The following is a 26,950-nucleotide window of genomic DNA, read 5'->3' as shown; positions in this document are numbered from 1 at the left end:
ACAGCCTGACGAGGTGTGGCTATTTTTTATTTGTCAATATGAAGAGTGTTTATATGGGAATAGAAATATTCTTATTTCTGTTGCAAATTTTCTAATTTATTTTACAATGTAGTAGTGGTTCATAGTTTGTTCGTAAATAAAGAGGGGGATGTTTGCTATGAAAAAACAGAAGACACTGTCAATTATCGCAGCTACTTTTGCGTTGGGTTCACTTCTCGCAGGTTGTGGAGGAGGGCAAGGTGCCGCTCCACAGCAAAACGGCACGACTGAGCAAAGCGGTGGCAGCGGAGGCGCTGCGAGCGGCTCTCTGGAAAAGCTCGTGATCGGCGTGGTAGGCCCGATGTCCGGTCAATACTCCGACTACGGAAGCACGGCTAAAGCCGGTGCCGAATACGCTCTGAAAGAAAAACAGGAAGCCTTCAAAAAGCTGGGCTTTGATGTGCAGCTCTCCGCACAGGATGACCAAGCTGACCCGAAACAAGGGGTAGCCGTAGCGCAAATGCTCATTTCCAACCCAGACGTCGTAGGGGTTGTGGGCCATGCAACGACAGGTGCTTCCATCACGGCAGCTGCTCAATACGATCAAGAGAAGCTTGTCATGGTATCTCCATCCGCGACAGGCTCCGACCTGACCGAGCAAGGCAAAAAGATCGTACACCGCATTTGTGCGCGTGACGACCAACAAGGCTCCAAAGCGGCTGTTTACGCGAAAAATCAGCTGAACATCAAAACAGCATACCTGATGCACGACAAGCAAGCGTATGGCCAAGGTCTGGCTGAAGAAGTGAAAAAGCAATTTGAAAAAGACGGCGTGCAAATTCTTGGCTTCGAAGGTGTAACAGCAGGTGAGAAAGACTACAGTGCTGTTATCAACCAAATCGTGGCTGCAAATCCTGAAATGGTATACTTCGGCGGATACTATTCCGACGCGGGCATCATCGTGAAGCAAGCTCGTGAAAAAGGCTACAAAGGTGTCTTCATGGGTGGAGACGGCTACGACTCTGCTGACCTGGTGAAAATCGCTGGGGCTGAAAATGCAAACAACGTCGTATTCACATCTACTGTAGGTGACGTAGGCGCGACTGAAGACGGCAAGAAGTGGATCGCTGATTTCGAGCAATCGACTGGCAACAAAGTAGGTATCTTCACGTCCTTCGGTTATGATTCCATGGGCGTAATGCTGAACGGTCTGGAAGAAGCGATCAAGGCAAACGGCGGCAAAAAGCCGACCCGTGAGCAAGTACTCGATGCTGTTCATAAAACAAAAGATTTCAAAGGCAAATTCGTAAACGTGACGTTTGATGACAAAGGCGATAACACATTTGCTTCCGTCTACGTGTACAAGTACGAAAACGGACAAAAAGTATTCATCGGCGAAGCGAAGTAAGGATCAGTTAGGTTAGGCCATTTCGGACATACTACGTTTGGCATCACTACCTTTAGCAAGAAGGAAGGGGATCTGCATGTCAAACAATCGCAATACCCAAAATGGCGGCAACCAAGGTCACAGCGGCAAGACGCAAAAGAGCCAGAATCAAAAGTCTGAGCGCGACCGCAACCTGAACAAGCAAGATCCGCAGTAACGCCGTAAATGGAAAAGCCCACCCCTCGGAGCATGCTCCCGGGTGGGCTTTTGTCATGAGATTCCCTGTTTGCTGGGCAGGCGCTTTTCAGGGTGATTGAATCCCTGATGCTGTTTGTTCTTGCGGTCGTTTGCCTGGGCTTCGTGGATCTTGGCGACAAATTCACTGGTACTCATTCTGGTAAAATCCATGTGACACCTCCCATAATCTGTGGCATCGTGCCCCTTTTAGGATGGCCCAATTTGATCCTCGGCAATCGGGAGGGTGATTTTGACGACGGTTCCCCTGTTTTTCTTGCTGGTGATTTCAAAGCTGCCGTTGTGATCCTTGATGATTTTGCTGCTGATCATCAGCCCGAGTCCTGTTCCCTTTTCCTTGGTCGTGAAAAACGGCTCGCCCAATTTGGCGATGAGCTCTTCAGATACGCCGCAGCCGTTGTCCGCCAATCGGACGAGTATATGGCGGTTGGGCAGCAAGCGGGTGGAAACGCGTATTTCACCGTGCCCGGAAATGGCCTCGATGGAATTTTTAATGATATTGATGAAAACCTGCTTGAGCTGATTCTCTTCACCGGCGATGAGAGGGCATTTCCCAAATGAGGTCTGAAAGCGGATGTTTTTCAGGTTTGCCTCGGAGGAAAGCAGGGCCAGGACGTTTTGCAAGAGCCCGACCAAAGATAGCGGCTTGATTTGCACATTTTGCGGCTTGGCCAGAACGAGCAGCTCACTGACGATGAAATTGATCCTCTCGAGCTCCGAAAGCATGATGTCGGCATACAGCTTGTTTTCTTGCAGGCTGGGATAGAGAAGCTGGATAAAGCCCTTTAGGGAAGTCAGGGGATTGCGGATCTCGTGGGCGATGCCAGCTGCCAGCTCACCGATCATCGAGAGCTTTTCTGCCTTGCGCAGCAGATCCTCGTTATGCTTACGTTCCGTGATGTCGCGAGATACCACGATGAAGCCGTCGCATTCCCCTTGGCCGGTCATGATGGGAACGCCTTTCGACTCCAGGACGATCCACTTGCCGCTGGCGCACTGGAAGCGGAATTCGCAGATGCCCGGTTTTTGCGACAGGATCAAATGCTGAAAATGCTTGATGATGAGATGGCGATCCTCAGGATGAACGTCGTCTAGGGTAACTAGCGACAACGGTTTGCCACGTCCGATGACTCGTTCATGAGAGGGGGATAAATAAATGATGCCTCCCATCTTGTCCGTGATCATGATGAGGTCATCCGTATGCTCGGCGATGATGCGGTTGATTTCTTCGCTTTTGAGCAAGGCGGCTTCCGAGGATTTTCGTTCCATCACATTGCGCGAGACAAACATGATGTTTTCTACATGTCCTTGTTTATTCAATATGGGAACGCCTCTGGTCTCAAAGGCCACGGGAAATCCATCTTTATTTAGTGAACGCGTTTCGAATTGGACATGCTGCTTGGTCGTCAAAATGAGCTGGTGGTATTCGCGCAAAAGGGCTTCGTCGTCTGGATGGATGAGCTGCAATCGGTTGGGGGGATGAAATTCTGCCGCCGAGTATCCGAGATGCTCTTCGACAGAAGGCGAAATATAAATGCGCTCCATGGTTGGGGTGTAGATCGTGACGATATCCTGGGTGTGATCTATGAGCAGGCGGTATTTGGCTTCCGTTTCCCTCAGGGCTTCCTCAGCTTTTTTGCGTTCAGAAATATCTCTAGCTGTGCAAGAAATGCCAATGATCGTACCATGCTCGTCAAAGACAGGTGCACTGGTCAAATTGATGTCGACAAAGCTGCCGTCCTTGCGCTGCCGAATGGTTTCATAATTGGTGAGATGAACGCCCATTGTCCGAACAGCTTCGAACAATTGCTGAGATTCCTGGATCAATTCGGGTGGGATGAAGCAATAGGGCGTTTCTTTCAATTCTTCGATCGTCCATCCATAGTAATGTTCAAAGGCTTGGTTGACGAGAATGAGGTTGTTGTCCATATCGCTGAAAGAAATCGCATCCGTGGTATGGTGGAAAAACGCGTTCAGCAGCTGATCGGATAGCAACGGTGAGGCTGCTACCTTTATGCTCGGCTTCTTTTTCCACGTGAATGTGGATGTGAGCTTGGCCATTGTTATTCCCTGCCTTGCCATTGGAGTTAGTAGTCGTACTATTCGCGCCTTACAGAAGATTCTCCTATCGAGACCTATGGAATTTACGGGATCGTGTCGAAATTCATGAGATTGGCAGAAGGATCGACTTTCTGAATAGGCGAAATCAGGTATAATGAGAAGGAGAAGAGAAAGAGACGGGGGGAAAATGGATGTCAACGGGCTTTATGATCGCTTTGGTCATTACATTCGTTCTGATTATCGGGAGTACAATCTGGGTTACGAATAAGGCATACTCCCGTAAACCTGACCCAATCGACCCGCTGCCGGGGAATGAAATGGCTCAAAAGAAGCTAGAACAATAGACAAAGACAATAGAAGCCTGCAGCCGTTTGGAAGCTGCAGGCTTTTTTTGATGGGAGAGCGGGCGGGCGTCTTGGACAACAGCTTTTCAGCCATAACGGCCGAGAAGCAGGGGAGAAAAACAAAAGAAGACTGGAATCAATCCAGTCTTCTCTCTCATTCGATGGTACGCCTGAAGGGAATCGAACCCCCGCACATGGTTCCGGAGACCATTGCTCTATCCACTGAGCTACAGGCGTGCAATATGGAAAAGTGATACTTCTCCATTATAAGACATTTCACTTGATAAATGCAAACAAAAAACGTGTTTTTGGTTCGATTTTTTCGTGAGGTTGAACTCTGAAGGGGAGGATGGGGCAAAAGGGGGCAGTTGCGGCGGTCGGGATCGCCGGCGGGACCGGCTTTGGCGGGCTGATGGCCCCCAAACACATTTTTCCGCTCGATAATCAATTATTGGCAGGAAAATTGCAAGAGAGAACGAATATAATGGCTATATAGACGAGAGAGAAAAGAGGAAGTGCGGGAGAGGAAAGGGGCGAGCTTCATGAACATGGGATTGGGTTTGTTTCAGGAACAGACGTTGAAGTTAGTGATGACGCCAGAGCTGCGTCAGGCAATTACCATATTGCAGTATTCCGCCGTCGATCTGATTTCCTACTTGCAGGAGCAGGCCACTGAGAACCCTGTCATCGACCTGGAAGCACCTAGGGAAGTTGCCTCTGCCAAAGCGGAAAAGCCAGCGCCTGAAATCGACTGGAAGGAAATTGTAGGGAATCGGGCAACCGGAGAGTACACTGCATCCAAAAATGAAAGCACTTACAATCCGTTGGACCACGTCCAGCAGGGAGCGGATACCCTGTACGAACATTTGGAGCGCCAGCTCGGGTATGTAAAGGGATTCACACCGCTGCAACGAAAAATCGCCCTGTATTTGATCGGGAACCTGGACGAAAAAGGCTATCTGGAAGTGACTTTGGAAGAAGCGAGCGAAAAGCTGGAGGCAGATCTGTTGGAGATCGAGGACGTCCTGTCTGTCCTGCAGCATTTTGACCCGGTCGGGGTGGCCGCCCGCAGTCTGGAAGAATGTTTGCTTCTCCAGCTGGAGCATCTCGCGCTCGATGATGAAAAGATCGTGCAAGTGGTGCGTTTTCATCTGCAGGACCTGGCGGACAACCGCTACCAGCGAATTGCGGATAAGGTAGGATGTACGCCTCAGGATGTTCAGGCGATGGCGGATTTGGTCCGTACGCTGAATCCACGTCCGGGAGCTGCGTATTCCCGATCAGAGACACGGTATGTGATTCCGGATGTCGCAGTCGAAAAAGTAGGGAACGAGTATGTCGTTCTGGTCAATGACATTGCCACACCGCGACTTAAAATCAACAGCTTCTACGAAAAAATGCTGAACCAGCAAAAGAGCCAGGAGGAAGCCAAGCAATTCATCCATGAAAAGCTCAATGCGGCGATGTGGCTGGCGAAAAGTCTGGAGCAGCGTCGGTTGACCCTGATGCGGGTGACGCAGGCCATCGTAGAAATGCAGCAAGACTTTTTTGACAAGGGGATCCATTACCTGAAGCCGATGACCCAAAAGGAAATCGCGGAACGCGTGAATCTGCATGAGTCCACGATCAGCCGGGCGACGAGCAATAAATACGTGCAGACCCCGAGGGGAATTTTTGAGCTGAAGTACTTTTTTACCTCCGCGCTGTCCACTTCAAGCGGATCGGCCACTTCCTCGGAGAGCGTGAAGCGCAGAATCAAATCTCTGATCGAACAGGAAGACCGGAAATCACCGCTGTCCGATCAAAAGCTCGGAGAAATGCTGCAGACCGAGGGAATTGAAATTTCCCGCCGAACAGTGGCAAAATATCGGGAAGAAATGCTGATTCCATCCTCAGCAAAACGAAAGAGGTTTTAACGATTGGGAAATGACAGGGCGTTTGATATAGTCCTTTATGGAAGAAAAAAATGCCACCTGTGCGACGAGGTGGAGCTCGCGATCCAAGCATTGGAGAAGGAGTTCCCCCTACGTCTGCAGCTGGTTGATATTGAAAGTGATCCAGCGCTGCACGAAGAAATGATGCTGGTGATTCCCGTGGTAGCGATCGACGGAGAAGTGGTCTTTCGTTCCATTACACACGTCGTGACGTTCCAAGAGCTCAGATCTGAGCTGCTCGGCAGGACAAACAGGTAAGCACTCTCCCTCGCCAATGGGCAGGGGGAGGTCTTGCAAGTTTCTGTCAGTTATGATACATTCGTGTTGTAAGTGAAGTTCCTTTTTTTTGCACTGAGTGGGACAAAAAATGTATATAGAGGGACAAAAAAAGTCCCGATTTCAAAGGTAAAACGTTCCACCTACACACTTTGACAAGGAAGAAGGTCCATGCGCCGATTACTGGAGTTGCAACAAAAGCTGGTACCCGACTTGATTCAGGTGCTGCGTGAGCGTTACATGCTATTGCGCTCGATTTACCATCTGCAGCCGATTGGACGCAGAGGGTTGGCTCAGGCGATGAATACGACTGAGCGGATCTTGCGAGCGGAGGTAGACCTGCTGAAGGAAACGGGTCTGTTGCATGTGACCGCAGCCGGAATGAGTCTCAGTGATGAAGGAGTCCACGTGCTGGACGATATGGAGCCGTTGGTAGGCGAGCTGTTTGGGCTGACCGATCTGGCCGAACGCCTGCAGCAGAAGCTCGGCATCCCTGAGGTGATTGTCGTTCAGGGTGATGCGGACCAATCGCCGTGGGTCAAGGAAGAGCTGGGACGCGTAGGAGCGCGTGTCCTGAGGCAAGTCGTCCGAGAAGGCGATATCGTCGCTGTGACCGGTGGATCTTCTATTGCTAGTGTAGCCAAACATCTCTCGCCATCTGCAGCATTCCGCACTGTTCAATTTGTACCTGCGAGAGGCGGCTTGGGAGAGCGAGTGGAGCTGCAGGCCAATACGCTTGCCTCCGCGATGGCGGCCAAGACGGGTGCTTCCTACCGTTTGCTGCACGTACCGGATCGTCTCCACCCCGAAGCTTTGCAGACGTTGGTCAAGGAGCCGCAGGTGCAGGATGTCCTCACACTCTTGCGCGATACTCGGATCGTCTTGCACGGGATCGGTGATGCGCTCACGATGGCGAGAAGACGAAATTACTCCGAAGAAGAGCTTCAGGAGCTTGAAACAACGGGGGCGGTATCCGAGGCATTTGGCTACTACTTTAATGAAGCTGGGGAAACGGTCCATCGCATGCCGACGATCGGACTGCAGCTGGAAGAAGTGCATAAGGCGGAAACCGTTCTCTCCATCGCGGGGGGCGAGAGCAAAGCAAAAGCCATTCTTTCCTTTGCCAAGCAGTCGTGTCAGAATGTACTTATTACGGATGAAGGGGCTGCGAGGTCTCTCTTGTCCACATGACGGCACGCAGGAAGGAAGTTGATTGGAATGCCTATGGCAGCGATGCTCCCGATTCTCTCGCTGATCGCAGGTATCGTACTCAGCTTGATGATCGGTTTTCCGCTCGCGCTGGGGATTGTTTTCGCGATCTTGGTCACACTGGTAAGTGTAAAAAGGCTCGGGTTTTCTTGGAAGCAGCAATTCGCATTCGGCTGGGAAGGCGTCAAGCAGACCAAGCCTGTGCTGATGATTTTGTTCCTCGTGGGCCTTTTGATCCCGCTGCTGATGATGGGAGGTACGATTCCCGCCATCATTTATTACGGGCTTTCCATCGTCAATGTCAGCTATCTCTTGGTTCTCGCCTTTCTCATGACCTCGGGTGTCAGCTATCTGCTAGGGACTTCGGTCGGGACTTTGAGCACCATCGGATTATCCTTGATGGGGATTGCCCACGCCGCAGACATTTCGGCTGGAATGGTAGCGGGAGCATTGATATCCGGCGCGATGGTGGGGGAGCGTTTCTCGCCCATTTCCAGCAGTCGGCTGCTCGTTTTATCGAACGTCGGAATGACAGAGGCGCAGGACAGGCAGACTCGCCGTCCCGCGTTGTTGACCGCCGGAATTTGCGCGGTGCTGTTTCTGGTCTTTGACCTGTTTCGCGCACAGTCGGGCTCCGGTGACACCATTGGCATGTATCAGGAGCTTCTTTCGAGCCACTATACCATTAGCTGGCTGCCTATGCTTCCTCTGGTGGTATTGGTTGCTTCCTTTTCCTTCCGCGTAAAGGCAGTAACCGCTTTGCTCTATGGGATAGTTGCCAGTGCCATTCTGGTCTTGCTGACGACGTCTCTCGATATGAGTACGTTTGTCACCTCCATGCTCACCGGTTACGAGCTGAATTCCGGCACATCGCTGGATGAGTTGGTGCACGGTGGCGGAATGCTCTCGATCCTCAGTGTGCTCTTGCTGATCATTCTGGCTGGCTTCCTGAACGGAATTTTAAATAAAGCAAATCTCTTGACCCCCATTGTTGAAAAAATGATGGGCCGCACGAACAACAAAACCGTGCTGGTAGCCAAGGCTGCTGTCTTGTCTCTGCTGGTCGTGATCATCAGCTGTAACCAGACCATCCCGATCCTCGTGCTCGGCTCTACGCTGCTCGGACGTTTTTCGAAGCTGGAAAGCGGTCGCGAGCTGTTAGGGAGAACGATGATGGATACCACACTGGTCATGCCCGTCCTGGTACCCTGGAATGGGCTGGCGATGGTGATGGCGATCACATTAGGGGTATCTACTCCAGAGACGTTGCCATTTTTGTTCTTTTCCTTGTTGCTCCCGATTGTCACGATCCTCTCCTCCCGTACTTTTTCGACGGAAGGAGGTTTGCTCCCCAATAAAAAAGCGATATAAGCAGGAGGTATTACTATGGTAAAGGTTGGTATTAACGGTTTTGGTCGCATTGGTCGCAACGTTTTCCGTGCAGCGCTGGGCAATCCGAATGTAGAAATCGTCGCAGTGAACGACCTGACAGACGCGCAAACTCTGGCGCATCTGCTGAAATACGATACCGTGCATGGCGTTCTTGATCTGGAAGTTACAGCTGGCGACAATACGCTGATCGTAGGCGGAAAAGAAATCAAGGTACTCGCGGAGCGCGATCCAGCGGCTTTGAAATGGGCGGAATACGGCGTGGAGATCGTCGTAGAATCGACTGGCCGTTTCACCAAACGCGAAGACGCAGCGAAGCACCTCGAAGGCGGAGCGAAGAAAGTGATCATCTCTGCGCCGGCTACAAACGAAGACATCACAGTCGTCATGGGCGTAAACGAAGACAAATACGATCCTGCGGCACACACCGTTATCTCCAACGCTTCCTGCACGACCAACTGTCTGGCGCCATTTGCAAAAGTGTTGAACGATAAATTCGGTATCGTGCGCGGCTTGATGACCACGGTTCACTCCTACACCAACGACCAGCAAATTCTCGACCTGCCGCACAAAGACCTGCGTCGTGCTCGTGCAGCAGCAGAGAACATCATTCCTACTTCCACTGGTGCGGCAAAAGCAGTGGCACTCGTACTGCCTGAGCTGAAAGGCAAACTGAACGGTTTTGCGATGCGCGTGCCAACGCCAAACGTATCGGTAGTCGACCTGGTTGCTGAGCTGAAAGCCGACGTCACCGTTGAAGATCTGAACCAAGCGCTGAAGGAAGCGGCTGAGGGACCACTGAAAGGCATCCTGGGATATTCCGAAGCTCCGCTGGTATCCTCCGACTATAATGGCAACCCAGCTTCCTCTACGATCGATGCACTGTCGACCATGGTCCTAGAAGGAAACATGGTGAAAGTAGTATCTTGGTACGATAATGAGTGGGGTTACTCAAATCGTGTCGTAGACTTGTGCCATTATGTTGCGCAGCGCGGCATGTAACACGTAAAATAGAACTGTTGTGGAAAAAAAGGGAGAGCAATCTCCCTTTTCCCATATCTTTTTTCCGAATAAAATGCCAATGATTTGGGAGGATCGTTCATGAACAAGAAATCTATCCGCGATGTTGAGCTGGCAGGCAAGCGTGTTTTCTGCCGAGTCGACTTCAACGTGCCAATGCAGGACGGGATTATCACCGATGATACGCGCATCCGTGCTGCCGTGCCGACCATTCGATTCCTGGTGGAAGCAGGGGCAAAAGTAATCCTGGCAAGCCATTTTGGCCGTCCTAAAGGGCAAGTAGTGGAAGAGATGCGTCTGACCCCGGTCGCTGCTCATTTGTCTTCCCTTCTGGGGAAAGACGTGAAAAAACTGGATGATTCCATCGGAGCAGAAGTGGAAGAGGCAGTGAAAAACATGGAAGCAGGGGACGTCATCCTGCTTGAAAACGTGCGCTTCCATGCGGGAGAAGAAAAGAACGATCCGGAACTAGCGAAAAGCTTTGCAGCACTTGCTGATTTGTTCGTAAACGATGCATTCGGGGCAGCCCATCGCGCGCATGCCTCTACAGCGGGAATCGCTCAGTACATACCAGCTGTGGCAGGACTCTTGATGGAGAAGGAAATCCGCTTCATGGGCGGCGCACTTTCCCATCCAGACCGTCCGTTTACGGCGATTGTCGGCGGTGCGAAGGTTAAAGATAAAATTGCCGTCATCGAAAACTTGCTGACCAAAGTCGATCATCTGATCATCGGCGGCGGGATGGCAAATACGTTCCTCAAAGCACAGGGCTTTGGCATCGGTGCTTCTTTGTGTGAGGAAGACAAGCTGGATCTGGCACGCACGCTGATGGCACAGGCAAAGGAACGCGGTGTGCAGCTGCTCATGCCAGTCGACGTAGTCGTGGCAGACCGTTTTGCAGCGGATGCTGACAAAAAGACCGTGTCCATCGATGAGATTCCGGAAGGGTGGATGGCACTCGATATTGGACCGAAAACCGTGGAAGAATACCATCGGGTGATTGTTGATTCCAAAACCGTTGTGTGGAACGGACCGATGGGAGTGTTTGAAATGGATTCCTTTGCACAGGGAACGATCGGTGTAGCAAAGGCGATGGCCGAATGCTCCGGTACGACCATCATCGGTGGCGGTGACTCCGTGGCAGCGGTAGAAAAAGCAGGCGTCGCGGAACAAATGACGCACATTTCCACAGGCGGCGGTGCTTCCCTGGAATTCATGGAAGGAAAAGAATTGCCGGGCGTAGCGGTGCTTGCGGATCACGAATAGGGGGAGATCTCTTGAGAACACCAATTATCGCGGGAAACTGGAAGATGTTCAAGACGATTGCCGAGGCGACGGCGTTTGCGCAGGAAGCCAAGGCTGGCAGCACAAAGGCCGGAGTGGAGAAAGTCGTTTGCGCTCCTTTCACCGCTCTGCCTGCACTGGGTCAAATCTTTGACGGCACGGACATCGCGCTCGGCGCACAAAACATGCATTTTGAAGAGCAAGGGGCATTCACCGGTGAGATCAGCGCGAGCATGCTGAAGGAAATCGGCGTGAAGTATGTCATTCTCGGCCATTCCGAGCGCCGTCAATACTTCAATGAGACGGATGAGACCGTGAATAAAAAAGTGCATGCTGCCCTGAAGCATGAGCTGATTCCGATCGTATGTGTAGGGGAGAGTCTGGAGCAGCGCGAAGCAGGCGAGACGGCAAGTGTCGTCCGTACGCAGACCGGGGGCGCTTTGGCAGGCCTTACAGCAGCACAGCTCGCGAATGTTGTCATCGCCTACGAACCGATCTGGGCGATTGGCACCGGCAAGTCTTCCACGGCGGAGGATGCCAATGAGACGATTGCGATCATTCGCCAGGCAATCGCGGAGCTCTTCGGCCAAGAGACGGCTGAGAAAGTACGGATTCAATACGGCGGAAGTGTCAAGCCGGAGAACATCGCCAGCTACATGGCTCAGCCGGATATCGACGGAGCGTTGGTAGGAGGAGCTAGCTTGGCCCCTGAAAGTTACTTGCAGCTCGTAAACGGAGCATCGCAAGAATAGGAGGAGAAACAGATGGCAAACCGGCCGAAACCGGTTGCGCTGCTGATCTTGGATGGCTTTGCCCTGCGGGACGAGACGTATGGCAATGCGGTAGCGCAAGCGAAAAAACCGAATTTTGACCGTTACTGGAATCAATATCCCCATGCCACTCTGGAAGCGAGCGGGCTCGCTGTCGGATTGCCAGAGGGGCAGATGGGCAACTCTGAAGTGGGTCATCTGAACATCGGAGCAGGACGCGTGGTGTATCAGGATCTCACGCGCATCACCAAATCGATTCGGGAAGGCGAGTTCTTTGAAAACGAGACGCTGCTGGATGCGTTCCGTCACGTAAAGGAAAAGAACAAGCAGATGCACCTGTTCGGACTTCTGTCAGACGGTGGCGTGCACAGCCATATTGCGCATTTGTTTGCGATTCTCGAAATGGCGAAGAAGCAAAACTTTGATCGGGTATTCATTCACGGCTTTCTGGACGGACGAGATGTATCGCCGGACAGTGCTGTGGGGTATATCGAGCAGCTTCAAGCCAAGATTGAGGAAATCGGGGTTGGACAAATCGCCACGGTGCAAGGCCGTTACTACGCGATGGACCGTGACAAGCGCTGGGAGCGGATCGAGAAAGCGTACCGCGCCATGGTGTACGCGGATGCGCCGCAATACCAGGATCCGATCGAGGCTGTGAAGGAATCCTATGAGAGGTCGATCATGGACGAATTCGTCATGCCAACCGTCATTGTGGATGAGCAGGGTGCCCCTGTTTCGACCATTCAAGACGAAGATGCCATCATCTTTTACAATTTCCGTCCAGACCGTGCGATCCAGATCTCACAGGCGTTTACCAACGAGGACTTCCGCGGATTCGATCGGGGAGAAAATCATCCTCGCCATCTGCACTTCGTCTGCCTGACGCATTTCTCCGAGTCCGTAGACGGATATGTGGCTTACAAGCCTTCCAACCTGGACAATACGCTCGGGGAAGTTCTGTCCCAGCAAGGTCTCAAACAGCTGCGAATCGCGGAAACGGAAAAATACCCGCACGTGACGTTCTTCTTTAGCGGCGGACGTGAACAGGAGTATCCAGGTGAGACTCGCATTTTGATCCCATCGCCAAAAGTAGCAACCTACGATCTGCAGCCGGAGATGAGCGCGAACGAGCTGACGGATGCGGTCGTAGCGGAAATCGAAGCGGAGAACTTTGACGCAATCATTCTCAACTTCGCCAACTGCGACATGGTGGGGCACTCCGGACTCATGGAGCCGACCATCAAGGCGGTGGAAACCGTGGATGCATGCCTGGGACGTGTGGTAGAGGCAATCACGGCTAAAGGTGGAGTTGCGGTCATCACTGCCGACCACGGCAACGCTGATCTGATGCTGGATCCGGCCGGTCGTCCGATCACGTCGCACAGTACGTATCCTGTGCCTGTCATCGTGACCAAAGAAGGTGTAGCGCTCCGGGAAGACGGCATTTTGGCTGATCTCTCACCTACGCTGCTGGCCCTCTTGGGTGTCCCGCAACCTACGGAAATGTCAGGCAAATCGTTACTTGCAAAATAGCTCGCTCTGGCACAAACTGAAATGGTGTATGAGTGTAAGCTGTAAATAAATGCGGGGGACCGCTCGAAAACAAAGGAGATGGATGAGAAATGGCGATGATTACTGACATCTATGCACGCGAAATTATGGATTCCCGCGGTAACCCGACCGTGGAAGTGGAAGTATATTTGGAAGACGGTTCTATGGGCCGCGCCGCTGTTCCATCGGGCGCTTCCACTGGCGCTTATGAAGCCGTTGAGCTGCGCGATGGCGACAAATCCCGCTATCTGGGCAAAGGTGTACTGAAAGCAGTCGAAAACGTAAACGAAATCATCGCTCCTGAGCTGATCGGCATGGATGCGCTGGATCAAGTCGGCGTAGATATGGCGATGCTCCAACTCGATGGTACCGATAACAAAGGCAAGCTGGGTGCAAATGCAATCCTGGGCGTATCCATGGCTGTAGCTCGTGCCGCAGCGGATTCTCTGGGTCTGCCACTGTACAACTACCTGGGCGGATTCAACGCAAGAACACTGCCAGTACCGATGATGAACATCCTCAACGGTGGTAAGCATGCGGACAACACTGTCGACATTCAAGAATTCATGGTGATGCCGGTAGGGGCAGAATCCTTTAAAGAAGCTCTGCGCACAGGCGCGGAAATCTTCCACTCCCTGAAAAAAGTGCTGTCCGAAAAAGGACTGAGCACGGCAGTAGGGGATGAGGGCGGTTTTGCACCAAACCTGAAATCCAACGAAGAAGCGATCACTACAATTCTGGCTGCGATCCAAGCAGCTGGCTACGAGCCGGGCAAAGACGTATTCCTCGCGCTCGACGTAGCGGCTACTGAGATGTACAAAGACGGCAAATACCACTTCGAAGGCGAAGGCGTTGTGAAAACAACCGAAGAAATGATCGCGTTCTACGAAGATCTGGTAAGCAAATACCCAATCATCTCCATCGAAGACGGTCTGTCCGAAGATGACTGGGATGGCTGGAAAGCGCTGACTGACAAACTGGGCAGCAAAGTGCAGCTCGTAGGGGACGACCTGTTCGTAACCAACACAGAGCGCCTGGCACGTGGTATTGAGACTGCAACAGGAAACTCCATCCTGGTGAAAGTAAACCAAATCGGTACGCTCACAGAGACCTTCGAAGCAATCGAAATGGCGAAGCGCGCAGGCTACACAGCGGTCATCTCCCACCGTTCCGGTGAAACCGAAGACTCCACCATCTCTGATATTGCGGTAGCGACAAACGCTGGCCAAATCAAGACAGGTGCCCCTTCCCGTACCGACCGCGTAGCGAAGTACAACCAATTGCTCCGCATCGAGGACGAGCTGGGCGACACTTCCCGTTTTGGCGGCCGTGCAGCTTTCTACAACCTGAAAAAATAAGAATGCTGACATAAGACAAGGGCTGTATCCACGAAGCTTTCGAGCGTGGATACAGCCCTTTTATTTACAGGGATGGAATGCGGTCGATGCGAGGGGTACAGGCTTTGGCAGTGACCTCCAGGATCGCCTGTGTCTCCACGCTGATTTCTTGAATCAAAAACAGCTCCAGCTCGATCATGCCGCTCCGCAAAAATCCGGTAAAGGGGGTACACTCTCCAGCAGCGATACGGCACCGAACGTTTTTCTCGTTCAGTGGCTCCGGCAGGCAAACGACACTTTCCGTTACCATATGTATGGGCGCATAATAGTCGAACAGAAGCCGATGACCCGCAAAGAAATAAAGGGCTACGCTGGTCTGGAATAGTGTTCGGATGATGGCAGACGGAACGACATTGCCTTTTACCAGGAGGTTGAGTTTGCGAGGCTCGGCAAGAACACAGCAGGAGCGGTCGGTGGAACGCATAGGGGAAAAGGGATCCAGGCAATGTACGCTGATCTCTTCGGCCTGTATCAGCGGGCGGAAATGAACGGGCAGGGATAGCTTAAAACGCTCCCAGCTGGTCGCAAGCAGCCAATCATACACCTTTGGGACACAGATGCCCACCTCGCGCAGGAGATTGTCTAACAAGGGAGGAACGTTCGGCATCAGCGAGTGCTGGTTTTCTTTGATGGATGTTGTTTCTGGCTGCATCACGAGCTCTCCTTTCCCTTTCCGAGGGTGATCCAACAGATAGTACAGTGTATGGGGGAATGCCGGAAAGTGCCTATCAACTCCACCGATGTGACGGTTGATGCAAACAAAAAAACTGCTCCCATGCGAGGGGCAGTTTTTGCGATCAAGAGAGTAATGCGGCTGGCTTGCGTTCCAGAACAGCGGCAGCCAAGCGGCTCTTGCTGTAAGGGATGCACATCGGTGTGCCGTACAGCGGGTCCAGCGTGATCTGGCAATCCATATCGAACACCGTGCGCACGAGATCTGTCGTCAACACGTCATCAGGTGCACCCTCAGCCACGACGGTCTGATTGTGGACTGCGACAATATGGTGCGCATAGCGGCAAGCCAGATTGAGATCATGCAGCACCATGACGATCGTTCGTTGCTCGGTTTCATTCAATTCAAAGAGCAAATCCAGAATTTCAATCTGATGCGACATGTCGAGATAGGTAGTCGGTTCGTCCAGCAAGATGGTCTCTGTCCCCTGTGCCAGTGTCATGGCGATCCAAGCCCGTTGCCGCTGACCACCCGAGAGAGAGTCGACCGGACGATTGGAGAGGGAGGTGAGCTGAGTGGCTTCGAGCGCTCTGCTCACCATTTTCTCATCTTCCTCCGACCATTGCTGGAGCCAGTTCTGATACGGATAACGACCTTGTTTGACGAGCTGCAGAACGGTCAAGCCCTCTGGAGCTGTCGGCCCTTGCGGCAGGATGGCGAGTCGTTTTGCCACTTCTTTGGTCGAACGCTTGGCGATCGACTCTCCCTCTAGCAGGATCGCGCCTTCTTTCGGTTTGAGCAGGCGGGCCAAAGAACGAAGCAGCGTCGATTTACCGCATCCATTGCTTCCGATAAAGACGGTAATTTTTCCGCGCGGGATATTCAGGTCCAGTGCCTCGATGATATTGCGATCTCCATAGGACAACGTGAGCTGGCGGGTTTCCAGAGCTTGCATGGTTCGTACGTCTCCTTCCGTTAACGATTTCGATTTTTGTAAAGAAGATAAATGAAGAACGGTGCGCCGATTGCTGAGGTGAAGACTCCGACCGGTACTTCAATGGGTGTAAAAGCGATTCGGGCAACTAAATCTGCGCTCAATACGATCAATGCTCCGACAAAGGCCGAGAGGGGCAAAGCTCCTCCAAAGGACGGTCCGATCAACTGTTTGGCGATGTGTGGCGCCAGTAAGGCTACGAAACTGATGTCGCCACCGACCGAAACGGCTGTTCCTGTCAACGCGGCGCAGATCATCAGTAGAGCAAAGCGGTCCCACTGAAGGAAGCTTCCGAGACTGGTAGCGATATCATCCCCCAGCTGCTGGATGTTCACGCGCCGAGCGAGTACAGCGGCAACCAGAATCAGAATGATTACCCAAGGGAGAATCATGGTTACATCGTTCCAGTCGACTCCATAAATACTGCCCGTGAGCCAGAGCAACGCCTTGTTTTGCAAGAGGAACGGGCTGAACATGATGAGGATGGTAACGATCGCTCCCGCGGCAATCTTGATCCCGACCCCGATCATCACGAGTCGAAGCGGTGTTACGCCCTGCTTCCAAGCCAAAGCGTACAAGAGCAGCGTAGTCAGCATCGCGCCCAGAAAAGCGATGGGAGGCAGCCATTTAATGCTCGCCGTTTCAAATAAAAGCAAGAAGCCGACAGCCGCAATCGAGGCTCCGCCAGATACGCCGAGAATGTCGGGAGCAGCTAGTGGATTGCGGACAATCCCTTGCATGATGGCGCCTGCAGCGGCAAGAGCGGCTCCTACCAAGATCGCGACGAGAATGCGAGGTAGACGGAATTGCTGAACGATCAGGGCATCTTGCTCGGAGCCAATGCCCAGAAGAGCTTTGAGAACGTCCCAAGGCGCAATCTTCATTTCGCCCATGCCCAAACTGACAATGGCCACGACGATGGTCAAAAGAAACGCGACCAGACTAAAGACCAGGGTTTTCTTATGTAGCTGGTACGAAGTAAGTCGTTTGCCAATTCGCAGAGAAAGATACTCTTTCATCCTTTATCCAGCCCCTTTCGCGCGACATAGATGAAGAACGGGATGCCGATCAGGGCGGTCATGACACCAATAGGTACTTCAGCAGGCATGGCGATAAAGCGAGCGGCGATGTCTGCCATCAGAAGTAATATGGAACCGAGCAGACCGCTGTATAGCAAAATCCAACGCGTGTCGATCCCGACGAGATAACGAGCCAGATGAGGGGTCACCAGTCCAACGAAGCCAATGGGGCCGGCAACAGCAACGGAGCATCCGGAGAGTAAGACGATGACAGCTCCTGTAGCGATTTTCACCAAAAGGGTTCGCTGGCCTAATCCCTTGGCGACATCATCTCCCATGAGGAGCGTTTGGATCGGGCGTGCCAAAGCAAAGGCTGCGATCCAGGCGATGACCATGTATGGAAAGACCGTGTCCAGATACTCCAGCTTTCTTCCACCGACTGAGCCGGAGAGCCAGAAAAGAACTTCGTCCGTTGCTTTTTCATTCAATACCATCATGCCGTGTCGGATGGACGAAGCCAGAGCGGTGATAGCTGCACCTGCGAGAACGAGCTTGACGGGCGTCAGTCCATCTCTGCCCAATGAGCCTAGCATGTAGACGATGCATCCCGCTACGGCAGCACCGAGAAATGAAATCCACGTAAACTCAGTCAGCGAACTGATCCCAATGAAGGTGACTGCAAACACGACAAAGAGGGAAGCACCAGCGTTTAGACCAAACAGCTCTACGTCGGCAACGGGGTTTCTCGTCAAGGACTGCAGCAGTGTACCTGCCATGCCTAGACAAAAGCCCACCGAGAGGGCGTTGAGCACACGAGGCACGCGGACTTCCTTGATAACGATGTGCTCGTTGGTCCCATTGAAATGGGTATAAGCGTCAATAGCTGTTTGCCAGCTCGTATCAATAACGCCAAAGATCAAACTCGCATAGCTGAGGTAAACGAGAAGCGCAAAAGCTGCAACTACCCCGATAACCCTAAGGAAGTTGCTAGACAATAATGAATTCATTTGGCCTACATCCTTATTTTTCTGTGTTTTCATTAGAGTAATGATTGCTACACAGTTAAGTTTAGATGGAGGAGGGGGAAGTGTCAATGACGTTGATAGTCATTATCAATTTGTTGTTGACTTCTCATCCGCATGAATGTAGGATAATCATTGATATTGATTGTAATTCTCACTCTCATTACGATATGATTTTTTGAAAGGGGTCTTTTCATCATGTTTTCTCGTACATATCGGACCACGGGCGGTAAGGCATTTTTTGCTGTCCTGATGGCCCTGTTACTCGTAGTCACCGGTTGCGGTGGCGGCGGACAGCAAGCCAGCGAGCAAAAGCCTGCTGAACAAAAACCAGCCGAACAAGCTGCAGGCACATCCAACTCTTCGGATCAATCCTACACAGTGAAACACGCAATGGGCGAAACTACCATTAAAGGCACACCTCAACGTGTTGTCATGCTCACAAACCAAGGGGAAGAAACACTGGTCGCTTTGGGCGTGAAACCAGTAGGGGCTGTTGGCTCTACCGTTGACCCTACAAAATTCTTTGACTTCATCAGCAAAGACATGGAAGGCGTAAAACTGGTTGGTACTGAAGGTCAACCGAATCTGGAAGCGATCGCTGCATTGAAACCAGACCTGATCTTGGGTATGAAATTCCGTCATGAAAAAATCTATCAACAGCTTTCTGCGATTGCTCCTACCGTATTTGTAGAAGAACCTCGCGGCGACTGGAAAGCAAATTTCTCCCTGTACGCAGAAGCGGTGAACAAGAAAGCGGAAGGCGAGAAAATCATTGCTGATTGGAACAAACGTGTAGAAGACTTCAAAGCAAAAGCAGGCGACAAGCTGAAAACGCAAGTATCCGTTGTTCGTTTCATGCCAGGTAAAGTTCGTATTTACTACAAAGATACCTTTACAGGTGCGATCTTCAAAGACCTCGGACTTGCTCGTCCGGCAGCGCAAGATAAAGAAGAGTTCGCAGCAGAAGTAACCAAAGAACGCATTCCTGAAATGGATGGCGACATCATGTTCTACTTCACTTACGAAACAGGCAAAGGCGAAGCGTCCAAGCTGGAACAAGAATGGACCAACGACTCCCTCTGGAAAAACCTGAATGTAGTGAAGGCAGGCAAAGCGTTCAAAGTGGATGACACCATCTGGAACACATCCGGTGGCGTAATCGCAGCAAACAAAGTACTGGATGAGCTGGAAGGCTACATCATCGGTAAATAAGATCACCAAAGAAAAGACGACTGGATCGCATGGGCTCCAGTCGTCTTTTTTTATTTGTCCGAAACACGATTCAGGTGGATGTTACCCTGCCATATTGTTGATTGTGCCTCTCGGGTAAAAGACGTTGACGTGATCGATAAACAATTTGCTGTCATTGCTTCCGTCTGCGATACCGGAGAAGACGATTTTCAGCTCATACTTGTCGTTGACCTTGTAAGTGTAAATGGTTTGGCCGCCCACATTGGCTGTGCTTTGCGGTTTGCCCAGTGTCTTCACGACGTCCGCCAGCGAAACGTATTGCAGCTGGTAGTTGTAGGAGCGGATATCCACGATTTGCATGCCTTTATTGAAGCCAAAGACCAGACCGCGATCACGATACGTATTGTAGGTAATCCCATTGACATAAGAAACAATGTCCGGTTTTCCCCATTGTTTTTCTACCGTATCAACGTCTTTCTCCACACGGAACTCACTGCCCAAGGTTTGGCCGTTCTTGGCAAGATCACGAATGGTGGTAAGAAGCTCCGTGGTGTTCATGTCTGCCATCAGATTTCGGTTCCCTTGGGGATAGTAGACGCTGTACCGTACGAGAGTGAGCTTGTTCGGATCAGATGCAGAAGGCTCAAAGACAAATTTGACTTGGTATTTGTCTGTCACGTCGTAGGTGTAGATTTTTTGGCCGCCAAATTCGCCGATCCGATCCGGTTTTCCCCATTTTTGTTCGATCTCGGACAGAGTGAGCTGCTGAATCTTTGGATCGAGGGAACGGATATTCGCGATCTGCATGCCTTTGTTGTAGCCGATGACCACACCGCGCTTTTCATACGTTGCGTAGGAGAGACCGTTGACATAGTCTGTTCGGTCGGGAGCACCCCATGCCTTTTCTACATCGTCAAAAACGGTCGTCTCTACGGTATAAGGAGCATTGATGACTGCACCTTTTTCAGCTTGCTTGCGAATGGAGTCAAGCAGCGCCTGTTCCTTTGGTGCCATAGGCGCAGTAGGAGTCACGCCATTGCTTGGCTGTGGAGCAGGCTGTGGTGTAGAGGGTGCAGGGGAAGAACCGTGTGAAACCCCTGGCAAAGCAGTTGGCTGATTCGTTTCAATGAGCGTGGCTCCCATCCAGCAAGTAGCGACCAGGATGGAGCAGATCGCGAGTCCTTTTCCTACATGGCTGAAGCGGCGTGCTTTGAGTGAATGCTGCATGTTTTGTGCCTCCTTGGATCGTATCGTCGTAAGAATGTTGCGCTTGGTTTCTGCCGGCATTGCAATATCAGGCATTTTGCCCAGTTCTTCCATCAATTGCTCATCTGACTTAAATGGCATTTCCGATCAGCTCCTTTCCCTCCAGCTCCAATTTGTCTTTGACTGCTTTCATGGCCCGGTGCAAGGTGACATTGACCTTGTTTTCCGACCAATTCAGGATTTGGGCCGTTTCCTTAGCAGACAGACCTTTGATGCCTCTGAGGATGAGCACCTCGCGATAAGCGGGTCTAACTTGCTGGATCGCGCGATAGAGGGCTTGCTGCTCTTCTTGCAAGTCGATCAGCTCCTCCGGCGTCTTTTCAGCGGATATCAGATTCGTCAGCCACATGTCTGGCAGCCAGCTGCGCAAGCGTTTTTTTCGTGCGTGATCGATGGCTGTATGACGGGCAATTGTCAGGAGCCATGTCTTGGGCTGGGATCTTCCTTCGAATGTTCCGGCAGCGCCGAGCGCTTTGAGAAAAACGTCCTGAACCAGATCATCTACGTCTCGGCTGCCTGTGTAATAGACCAGAAACTTGTAAATATCATCGCCATAGCGCAGAAACCATTGCTCGATCAAGTCGTTTTTGTCCATAGCTGAACCACCTTTGCCCTTTCTCCTTCTAATTTGACGATTCGAGCTAGATTTCATTACAGTGGACGAAAAAAAAACTGCCGAGATGCCCGGCAGCCGGATGGAAAGGGATTAAGAGCGCAGATAGGATTCGTGTGTGAACCAAAGGCGATAGCTCAAGAGGCTGATCAGAACCGCCGAGATGGCTGCGGAGGAGGAGAAGCTTAGCATGATGAGGATTTGGTAGCGTACTGCTTCGATCGGGCTGGCGCCTGCGACAATCATGCCGGTCATCATGCCGGGCAGCTGGACGAGTCCGATGGTTTTCATGGTATCAAAGGTGGGAATCATGCTCGCTTTGACTGCACGCTTGAGTACGCTCTGAATGGCTTGGCGCGGAGTTGCCCCCAGGCTGAGCAATGCTTCGATTTCTCCACGTGAGCTGTCTGTCTCGCGGTTCATATGATTCAGAAAGAGCCCGCAGACAATCATCGAGCTGCCAATGATCATGCCGCTCAGTGGGATCAAGTATTGAGGAGTAGGCGAGACCAATCGAAGTGAAACGAGCAGCCCCATCGTAATGACTTCTGTTACCGTGAGAGCGAATGCGATCCGCCAGAAAATGCCGGGCAGGCGTTCTCCACGGCTGGCGGCATTCCACGAAGCGACGCTCACCATCATGATGATGACGAGCAGGATGAACCAGATGTTTTCGGAGTGGAAAATAAACTGCAGCACATATCCGATCACCAAGAGCTGGATGGTGGAGCGGATGGTGCCAATGGCAATTTCCTTTTCCAAGCCGAGCTTTTGCCAAAGTGACAGCAAGAGGGCGATGAGTACAAAGGCAAACGCAAACCACATGGAATAGTAGGTCATGATTGCTCCTCCTGATAAACGGGTGCATGAGATGCCTGACGGTTCAGAAAATCCCGGGCAGCCAGCGTTTGCGGCGAGCGGAAAAAAGCCTGGCTTGGGGAGTCTTCTTCGAGGTGTCCGTTTGCCATAAACCAGATACGATTGCATGCGCTTCTGGCTTCGTCCAAATCGTGGGTGATCCAAAGCAGTGTCGTGCCTAGGCGTGTGTGAAGCTGGACGAGCAGTCGTTCCGCAGCTTGTTTACTGACCGTATCCAAGGAAGAGGTGACTTCATCCAACAAGAGGATAGAGGGTCTCAGGAGCAAGCTTCGGATGAGGGCCAGGCGCTGTTTTTCTCCCCCTGAGAGCTGCACGGCGTTTTTCCCCCAATCGATATGGCTCATCGCCAATTGCTCCATATAATCGCGGGCCAGCTTTTCATCAAAGGGGCGTTGGTGAAGGGTGCTTGTGATTCGCAGATTGTCTTCTACACTCCCAGAGAGCATTACCGGCTGCTGTGCCACGTAGCTCATCGTCATCCGCCACGCTTCAGGCTCCCATAGACTCATATCTTTGCTCTGAAGGCGAATGGCTCCGCAATCCGCTTTTGTCAGTCGTCCCAATATTCGGAGCAAGGTGCTTTTGCCTTGGCCTGATTTGCCGAGGATGCCGATGATCTCAGGTTCGGTGATACTCGCCGTAAAATCGCGAAATAGCCACTGCTCTGGGAGGGGGGAGAGCTTTTTGCCCACGTTTTCAAGTTCGAGCCGCATCGTCATATGTTGTCCTTTTCCTCCTTATAATGCCGAAAACACCGAAGAGGACGAGTCTCCGGTGTTCATACGTTCGGGCCATCTATGTACTTATTTGTGTTCAGACAGCCATTGGGCAACCGCTTGGATTTCCGGTTGTTTTTTCAGCATTCCTGGAGGCATTCCGCCTTTACCTTCTTTGATGATCTTGGCGATGTCGTCCTTGCTGAGTTGCGCGCCAATTTTTGTCAAGTTTGGTCCGACGATCCCTTCCAAGTTTTGACCGTGACAGGAAGAGCAATTTTGTTTGAAAATAGCAGCTGCGTCGATGTTAGCAGTAGGTGCACCAGCGCCGCCAGCAGCTTCTTCCCCATGTTTTGGTGGGAAAATGATTGATCCTACAAGTGCAATGAGAAAAACTAGAAACAAGATACCAAACGAAGTAAAAAAGGCCTTCGCGGAATCAATTACGTCGTTTTGATTCATGTCTTTTTTGTTGGACCCAGCCATCTGACAAAGACCTCCCAAGGCAAGTTATAAAGGTACAACTGCAATTTTACGGCAAAATCTTGACAGTTGCAAGGAGACTCAAGAACCGACAAAGAAAGTACACAATTTCCATTTTATACACATAGAATCTTCTTTTCTTCTATATATTATTCCCCTGCATACGTCCGGACAATTCTGGTAGAACTTCTCTGAATATGACAGGGATGGCTGCTTGCTGATAGCTATTAAATATGCTAAAGTAGATGTATTGGTTTTTTTCCGCCTTGGAAATACGTTTTGAGGTGAATGAAGATGGCATTGGCTGCGAAAATTTTACTTGTGATTGCAAGTATTGGCTTAATTATCGTCGTTTTGTTACAATCTGGTAAAAGTGCCGGCCTTTCGGGTGCGATTGGTGGCGGTGCTGAGCAACTCATGGGTAAACAAAAAGCTCGTGGGATTGACGCACTTTTGGGTAAGCTGACCGTTGTATTTGCGGTAGCTTTCATGATCTTTGCGATTTTGCTCGGTTATTTCTTGAAAACAGGAGCGTAATAAACGAATGGCCAAAAGGCAGCAAGTGCGACTTGCTGCCTTTTTCTCTATTCCGATTGCGACGCGTCCGAGCGGTGAATACTACATAGTAAAGAGTGAAAAGGAAGCGCGGTAATGAACCACGCGAAAAGGAGGTTTGTGAATGAAGGATCAAGATATCCTGGCGTTCATGCGGGAGCAAGCATACCACCCGATGACCGTAAAGGAACTGGAAGAGGCGTTCGGGATCCAGGACGCCGGCACATTTAAAGAATTGGTGAAAACACTGAATACGCTGGAAGCAAACGGCGAAGTCATACGGACAAGAGCCAATCGCTATGGTGTACCTGAGAAAATGAATTTGGTGCGAGGGCGCTTGCAAAGCCATCCGAAAGGCTTTGGATTTGTCATTCCGGAAACGCCGGAGATGGAAGATGTCTACGTGCACGCAAATGACATGAGCGGCGCTTTGCACGGCGATACGGTATTCGTGCGTGTAGAAAAGGAGCCGGGCGGCAATCGCCTGGAGGGCCGCATCATTCGCGTCGTGGAGCGAGGCATCAAGCAGGTCGTAGGTACGTTCAAGGACGAGCAGCACTATGCATTTGTCATTCCGGATGAAAAGCGGATCGGCAAAGACGTGTTCATTCCCAAGAATGCTTATAACGGAGCGGTAGACGGCCATAAAGTCGTCGTCAACATCGTCCGCTATCCGGAAGGGCGCGTCAATCCCGAGGGAGAAGTCGTGGAAATCCTGGGGCACAAGAACGATCCGGGGGTCGATATCCTGTCGATCATCCGCAAGTTCAACTTGCCGGAGGCTTTCCCGGAAGACGTACTGGCAGAGGCCGAAGCGGCGCCTGGAGAAATCTCCGAAGAGGAAATCAAGGGACGCCGTGATTTGCGGGACCGAATGATGGTCACCATCGATGGTGCGGATGCCAAAGACCTGGACGATGCCGTTTCTCTGGAGGTTCTCCCGAATGGCAACGTGCGACTGGGCGTCCACATCGCGGATGTAAGCTACTACGTCAAAGAAAAATCGGCATTGGATAATGAAGCGTATCGACGCGGCACGAGCGTCTACTTGGTCGACCGCGTGATCCCGATGATCCCGCATCGTTTGTCCAATGGAATCTGCAGCCTGAATCCAAAAGTGGATCGGCTGACGATCTCCTGCGATATGGAAATGGACAAAGAGGCAAAAGTCGTGAAGTACGATATTTTCCTCAGTGTAATCCGCACCAATGAGAGAATGACGTACGCCGACGTGCGCAGCATTTTGGAAGATAAAGATGAAGCCTTGATCGAGAAGTACAGCGAGCTCGTCCCGATGTTCCAGGAGATGGAGAAGCTGGCGGTCAAACGACGCGAGCAGCGGATGAAGCGCGGTGCTATCGACTTTGACTTCCGTGAAGCAAAGATTTACGTCAACGAAGAGGGGACTCCGACAGACATCGGGTTCCGTACGCGCTCCATAGCCGAGCAGATCATCGAAGAGTTCATGCTGGCAGCCAACGAGACCGTGGCTGAGCATTTCCACTGGATGAAGCAGCCGTTCATGTATCGGGTCCACGAAGATCCGAATGCGGAAAAGCTGATGGCGTTCATGGAGTTCATCACGAATTTCGGCTATTCGATTCGCGGAAAAGGAAATTCCGTGCATCCGCGCGCTTTGCAGCAGCTGCTGGAAGAGGTCAAAGGAAAACCGGAAGAGATCATCATCAGCACAGTGATGCTGCGTTCGATGAAGCAAGCGCGCTACGACGCGGAAAGCCTCGGTCACTACGGACTTTCCACGGAGTTTTACACGCACTTTACATCTCCGATCCGCCGTTATCCCGACCTGATCGTTCACCGTCGTATCCGCGATTGGATCGAATCAGGAGAGCAGCTTTCAGAAAAACGGATGGCGTACTGGGCCGAGCATATGCCGCTGATCGCGGAGCATGCGTCCCAGCGTGAACGCCTGGCTGTGGATGCCGAGCGTGAGACAGACGACCTGAAAAAGGCAGAGTTCATGAAGGAGCGAGTAGGTGAAGAGTTCGAGGGCGTCATTTCGGGCGTCACTTCGTTCGGGATCTTCGTGGAGCTGCCAAACACGATCGAGGGATTGGTTCACGTCAGCTTCTTGACGGACGACTACTACCACTACCATGAGAAGATGTACGCACTGATCGGCGAACGGACCGGAAAACAGTTCCGCATCGGGGATTTGGTGCAAGTGCGCGTGGCGAATGTCAATGTAGACGAGCGGACCATCGATTTTGAAATTGTCGGCATGACCAAGGCAGGAGGCTTCCGCGGTAGCCGGGAACGCACCCCGAAAGTCATCGACGGACGCGGAAGCGAGCGCAGAGGCGGTGCTCGTGGCAAGCAAGCTGGTTCTCGTTCAGATCGACCGGACCGTCAAAAGGATAAGGATAAAACCCATCCTGCAGCCATCCGTCAAAAGTACAAGGAGCGTCGGAAAAACGAGGGTAACAAGCCTCCGCGCCGTCCAGGTCAGCGTTCTGCCTCTGCCTCTAATACAAGTGAGGAAGTCGTGACAATCGGTACGGGAGAAAATGGCGAGTCATCCACGAAGGGCCAAAAGGGCTTCTGGGAGGACCTCGTCCGCTCCAAGAAAAAGAGCCGCAAGAACGTGGCGAGCAGCGCCAAGCGGAAACGTCGTTAAACAGTTGTGTAAGAGCTGGATGTGAGGCATTTACCGGGT

Annotated in this window: 26 protein-coding genes and 1 tRNA gene; 15 read left to right on the top strand and 12 right to left on the bottom strand. The window is 51.7% G+C overall.

Going from position 1 to position 26,950, the window contains the following annotated elements:
- Nucleotides 1–157: 157 nt before the first annotated feature.
- Entirely contained in the window at nt 158–1,387 is a 1,230-nt protein-coding gene (locus JNE38_RS27935) for a branched-chain amino acid ABC transporter substrate-binding protein (RefSeq protein WP_203354296.1), read from the top strand.
- Nucleotides 1,388–1,636: 249 nt separating this feature from the next.
- Here the strand turns inward: JNE38_RS27935 and JNE38_RS27930 are convergent, their stop codons facing one another.
- Together JNE38_RS27930 and JNE38_RS27925 are read right to left on the bottom strand one after the other, a co-directional pair.
- Complete coding sequence (locus tag JNE38_RS27930) at nt 1,637–1,774, bottom strand: DUF4023 domain-containing protein (RefSeq protein WP_203354295.1); 138 nt, start codon at nt 1,772–1,774, stop codon at nt 1,637–1,639.
- 36 nt (nt 1,775–1,810) lie between these two features.
- A complete protein-coding gene (locus JNE38_RS27925) occupies nt 1,811–3,682 on the bottom strand; it encodes a PAS domain-containing sensor histidine kinase (RefSeq protein WP_203354294.1) in 1,872 nt (623 codons plus the stop codon).
- A 191-nt stretch (nt 3,683–3,873) separates the two neighbouring features.
- On the opposite strand from JNE38_RS27925, the gene JNE38_RS27920 reads away from it, so the two are divergent.
- Entirely contained in the window at nt 3,874–4,026 is a 153-nt protein-coding gene (locus tag JNE38_RS27920) for a hypothetical protein (RefSeq protein WP_203354293.1), read from the top strand.
- A gap of 162 nt (nt 4,027–4,188) precedes the next feature.
- Here the strand turns inward: JNE38_RS27920 and JNE38_RS27915 are convergent.
- Nucleotides 4,189–4,263: transfer RNA gene (locus JNE38_RS27915), tRNA-Arg, on the bottom strand.
- A 112-nt stretch (nt 4,264–4,375) separates the two neighbouring features.
- Here JNE38_RS27915 and JNE38_RS27910 point away from each other — a divergent pair.
- From JNE38_RS27910 to eno, 10 genes are all read left to right on the top strand, one after another.
- Complete coding sequence (locus JNE38_RS27910; RefSeq protein WP_203354292.1) at nt 4,376–4,522, top strand: hypothetical protein; 147 nt, start codon at nt 4,376–4,378, stop codon at nt 4,520–4,522.
- A 46-nt stretch (nt 4,523–4,568) separates the two neighbouring features.
- On the top strand, nt 4,569–5,942 hold the full coding sequence (rpoN, locus tag JNE38_RS27905; RefSeq protein ID WP_203354291.1) for an RNA polymerase factor sigma-54: 1,374 nt from the start codon (nt 4,569–4,571) through the stop codon (nt 5,940–5,942).
- 3 nt (nt 5,943–5,945) lie between these two features.
- Entirely contained in the window at nt 5,946–6,218 is a 273-nt protein-coding gene (locus JNE38_RS27900) for a glutaredoxin family protein (protein WP_203354290.1), read from the top strand.
- 189 nt (nt 6,219–6,407) lie between these two features.
- A complete protein-coding gene (locus tag JNE38_RS27895; RefSeq protein ID WP_203354289.1) occupies nt 6,408–7,427 on the top strand; it encodes a sugar-binding transcriptional regulator in 1,020 nt (339 codons plus the stop codon).
- Between the two features lie 27 nt (nt 7,428–7,454).
- Nucleotides 7,455–8,816 (top strand): Na+/H+ antiporter NhaC family protein, encoded by a 1,362-nt coding sequence (locus JNE38_RS27890; protein ID WP_203354288.1) that lies wholly within the window; start codon nt 7,455–7,457, stop codon nt 8,814–8,816.
- 15 nt (nt 8,817–8,831) lie between these two features.
- Nucleotides 8,832–9,836, top strand: coding sequence for a type I glyceraldehyde-3-phosphate dehydrogenase (gene gap, locus JNE38_RS27885; protein WP_203354287.1), 1,005 nt, complete (start codon nt 8,832–8,834; stop codon nt 9,834–9,836).
- A 99-nt stretch (nt 9,837–9,935) separates the two neighbouring features.
- Complete coding sequence (locus JNE38_RS27880; RefSeq protein ID WP_203354286.1) at nt 9,936–11,120, top strand: phosphoglycerate kinase; 1,185 nt, start codon at nt 9,936–9,938, stop codon at nt 11,118–11,120.
- 11 nt (nt 11,121–11,131) lie between these two features.
- Nucleotides 11,132–11,890 carry a triose-phosphate isomerase gene (tpiA, locus tag JNE38_RS27875; protein WP_203354285.1) on the top strand — a complete coding sequence of 253 codons (759 nt, stop codon included), beginning with the start codon at nt 11,132–11,134 and terminating at the stop codon, nt 11,888–11,890.
- Between the two features lie 12 nt (nt 11,891–11,902).
- On the top strand, nt 11,903–13,444 hold the full coding sequence (gpmI, locus tag JNE38_RS27870; RefSeq protein ID WP_203354284.1) for a 2,3-bisphosphoglycerate-independent phosphoglycerate mutase: 1,542 nt from the start codon (nt 11,903–11,905) through the stop codon (nt 13,442–13,444).
- 89 nt (nt 13,445–13,533) lie between these two features.
- The gene (gene eno, locus JNE38_RS27865) at nt 13,534–14,820 is read left to right on the top strand and encodes a phosphopyruvate hydratase (protein ID WP_203354283.1); all 1,287 of its coding nucleotides are present in this window, start codon (nt 13,534–13,536) and stop codon (nt 14,818–14,820) included.
- 64 nt (nt 14,821–14,884) lie between these two features.
- Here eno and JNE38_RS27860 read toward each other — a convergent pair whose 3' ends face one another.
- From JNE38_RS27860 to JNE38_RS27845, 4 genes are all read right to left on the bottom strand, one after another.
- Complete coding sequence (locus tag JNE38_RS27860; protein ID WP_203354282.1) at nt 14,885–15,511, bottom strand: hypothetical protein; 627 nt, start codon at nt 15,509–15,511, stop codon at nt 14,885–14,887.
- Between the two features lie 145 nt (nt 15,512–15,656).
- Entirely contained in the window at nt 15,657–16,487 is an 831-nt protein-coding gene (locus tag JNE38_RS27855) for an ABC transporter ATP-binding protein (protein WP_203354281.1), read from the bottom strand.
- Nucleotides 16,488–16,507: 20 nt separating this feature from the next.
- The gene (locus JNE38_RS27850) at nt 16,508–17,545 is read right to left on the bottom strand and encodes a FecCD family ABC transporter permease (RefSeq protein WP_203354280.1); all 1,038 of its coding nucleotides are present in this window, start codon (nt 17,543–17,545) and stop codon (nt 16,508–16,510) included.
- Nucleotides 17,542–18,552, bottom strand: coding sequence for a FecCD family ABC transporter permease (locus JNE38_RS27845; RefSeq protein ID WP_203354279.1), 1,011 nt, complete (start codon nt 18,550–18,552; stop codon nt 17,542–17,544). The genes JNE38_RS27850 and JNE38_RS27845 overlap by 4 nt, the downstream gene beginning before the upstream one ends.
- Before the next feature lie 213 nt (nt 18,553–18,765).
- Here JNE38_RS27845 and JNE38_RS27840 point away from each other — a divergent pair, with 213 nt between their 5' ends.
- Complete coding sequence (locus JNE38_RS27840) at nt 18,766–19,782, top strand: ABC transporter substrate-binding protein (RefSeq protein WP_203354278.1); 1,017 nt, start codon at nt 18,766–18,768, stop codon at nt 19,780–19,782.
- Nucleotides 19,783–19,863: 81 nt separating this feature from the next.
- Here JNE38_RS27840 and JNE38_RS27835 read toward each other — a convergent pair whose 3' ends face one another.
- From JNE38_RS27835 to JNE38_RS27815, 5 genes are all read right to left on the bottom strand, one after another.
- Entirely contained in the window at nt 19,864–21,108 is a 1,245-nt protein-coding gene (locus tag JNE38_RS27835) for a YjgB family protein (protein WP_203354277.1), read from the bottom strand.
- Nucleotides 21,098–21,622: an RNA polymerase sigma factor gene (locus tag JNE38_RS27830; protein ID WP_203354276.1), complete on the bottom strand. Its 525-nt coding sequence runs from the start codon at nt 21,620–21,622 to the stop codon at nt 21,098–21,100. Before JNE38_RS27830 ends, JNE38_RS27835 begins: the two co-directional genes overlap by 11 nt.
- A gap of 111 nt (nt 21,623–21,733) precedes the next feature.
- Nucleotides 21,734–22,480 carry an ABC transporter permease gene (locus tag JNE38_RS27825; RefSeq protein WP_203354275.1) on the bottom strand — a complete coding sequence of 249 codons (747 nt, stop codon included), beginning with the start codon at nt 22,478–22,480 and terminating at the stop codon, nt 21,734–21,736.
- Entirely contained in the window at nt 22,477–23,232 is a 756-nt protein-coding gene (locus JNE38_RS27820) for an ABC transporter ATP-binding protein (protein WP_203357778.1), read from the bottom strand. Before JNE38_RS27820 ends, JNE38_RS27825 begins: the two co-directional genes overlap by 4 nt.
- A 90-nt stretch (nt 23,233–23,322) precedes the next feature.
- Complete coding sequence (locus JNE38_RS27815) at nt 23,323–23,721, bottom strand: YqzM family protein (RefSeq protein ID WP_203354274.1); 399 nt, start codon at nt 23,719–23,721, stop codon at nt 23,323–23,325.
- Nucleotides 23,722–24,012: 291 nt separating this feature from the next.
- Here JNE38_RS27815 and secG point away from each other — a divergent pair, with 291 nt between their 5' ends.
- Together secG and rnr are read left to right on the top strand one after the other, a co-directional pair.
- On the top strand, nt 24,013–24,255 hold the full coding sequence (secG, locus tag JNE38_RS27810; RefSeq protein WP_003843341.1) for a preprotein translocase subunit SecG: 243 nt from the start codon (nt 24,013–24,015) through the stop codon (nt 24,253–24,255).
- A gap of 142 nt (nt 24,256–24,397) precedes the next feature.
- Nucleotides 24,398–26,911: a ribonuclease R gene (rnr, locus tag JNE38_RS27805; protein WP_203354273.1), complete on the top strand. Its 2,514-nt coding sequence runs from the start codon at nt 24,398–24,400 to the stop codon at nt 26,909–26,911.
- Nucleotides 26,912–26,950: the final 39 nt, after the last annotated feature.

Origin of the sequence: Brevibacillus choshinensis, from assembly GCF_016811915.1 — a bacterium.
Lineage (GTDB): Bacteria > Bacillota > Bacilli > Brevibacillales > Brevibacillaceae > Brevibacillus > Brevibacillus choshinensis_A.
Note: the sequence above shows the minus strand (reverse complement) of the source record. Positions and strands in the feature narration are given on the sequence as shown.